The sequence below is a fragment of the Hydrogenivirga sp. 128-5-R1-1 genome, assembly GCF_000171895.1.
Genome location: NZ_ABHJ01000422.1, coordinates 1 through 1,278 on the forward strand (window position 1 = coordinate 1; position 1,278 = coordinate 1,278).

The 1,278-nt window shown below is 36.6% G+C and carries 2 protein-coding genes; both read right to left on the minus strand.

Features of this window, described 5'->3' with window-relative positions; translation table 11 throughout:
* Window position 1: 1 nt before the first annotated feature.
* A complete protein-coding gene (locus tag HG1285_RS01045) occupies window positions 2–349 on the minus strand; it encodes a histidine triad nucleotide-binding protein (protein ID WP_008289495.1) in 348 nt (115 codons plus the stop codon).
* Between the two features lie 12 nt (window positions 350–361).
* On the minus strand, window positions 362–1,231 hold the full coding sequence (gene hflX, locus HG1285_RS18550; RefSeq protein WP_343122646.1) for a GTPase HflX: 870 nt from the start codon (window positions 1,229–1,231) through the stop codon (window positions 362–364).
* Between the last annotated feature and the right edge of the window lie 47 nt (window positions 1,232–1,278).

A 1,278-nucleotide genomic window follows, 5' to 3' on the forward strand; every position in this document is an offset into this window, starting at 1 on the left:
TTTACTTGCATATTAGTCTTCCCAGTGGTTCTCCGCCAAGTAAATGCCAGTGGATATGTGGAACTTCCTGTCCAGAATCTGGACCTGTGTTTACAATTAGTCTGAATCCTGTTTCTGCAATTCCTTGCTGCTTAGCTATCTCATTTGCCTTAAGGATAATATGTCCAATAACAGGTTTGTGTCTTCCTTCCAGATAAAGATTATTAGGTATGTGCTCCTTTGGAACCAGTAGGATATGAACCCTTGCCTGAGGATTTATATCTTTGAAAGCTATCATAATATCATCTTCATAAACTATATCAGCCGGAATCTCTTTATTTATTATTTTGCAAAATACACATTCACTCATTTTAGCCTCCGCTTAGTTATAACTAACCAGATTTTTTTCACTGGCATATTTTTTCAAAATTTCCATCAGTTTGTCAAGATTCCAGCCTTTTTCTGTGGATATAGTGATAGTTTCCTTGTTTCCTGTAAGGATATGTTCCTGACTTTCGTCTAAAAATTCAGGAGATGGAACAAGTTTATCAACTTTGTTAAGCACTACAACAGCAGGTTTATGGTCAACTTTGATTTTTTTAAGTATTTTTTCCACTGCCTCTAACTTCTCCTGCCAGTTTTCATCGGATACATCAACAACATGGAGTATAAGGTCTGCTTCCTCTACTTCTTCAAGGGTTGCCATAAATGCATCCATAATTTCCTTTGGCATATCCTTTACAAATCCGACTGTGTCTGTGATAACTACTTTTTTATTAATATCTGGGAATACTATATAAGATGTTTTTGTGTCCAGTGTAGCAAATAGCTGGTTTGATATAAACGCCTCTCTTTTTGTAAGCCTGTTTAGGAGACTGGATTTACCTGCATTGGTATAACCAACAAGGGCAACTTTTAGCAGGTTAATATCTTTATTCCTCCATTTTCTTTGCTGGTATCTTTGTTTTTTGATGTATTCCAGCTCTTTTTTTATTTTGGCGATTCTTTCTTTAATTCTTCTGACCTTGATTTCACCTAATTTTTCACCTGCACCTTTGGTTTTCATACCACCCCCAATTCTGGACATAGCCTTACCTTTCTGACCGTAAATCCTCGGGAGCTCATGCTGAAGTGTTGCCAGCTCAACCTGAAGTTTTGCCTGTTTTGTTTTTGCCCTTTCAGAGAAAATGGATAGTATAAGGTCTGTTCTATCTAAAACATTTACCCCTGTAATATTTTCAATGTTTGTAATTTGGACAGGTGTAAGCTTGCATCAAATATGATTGTGTCAGCCTGAGT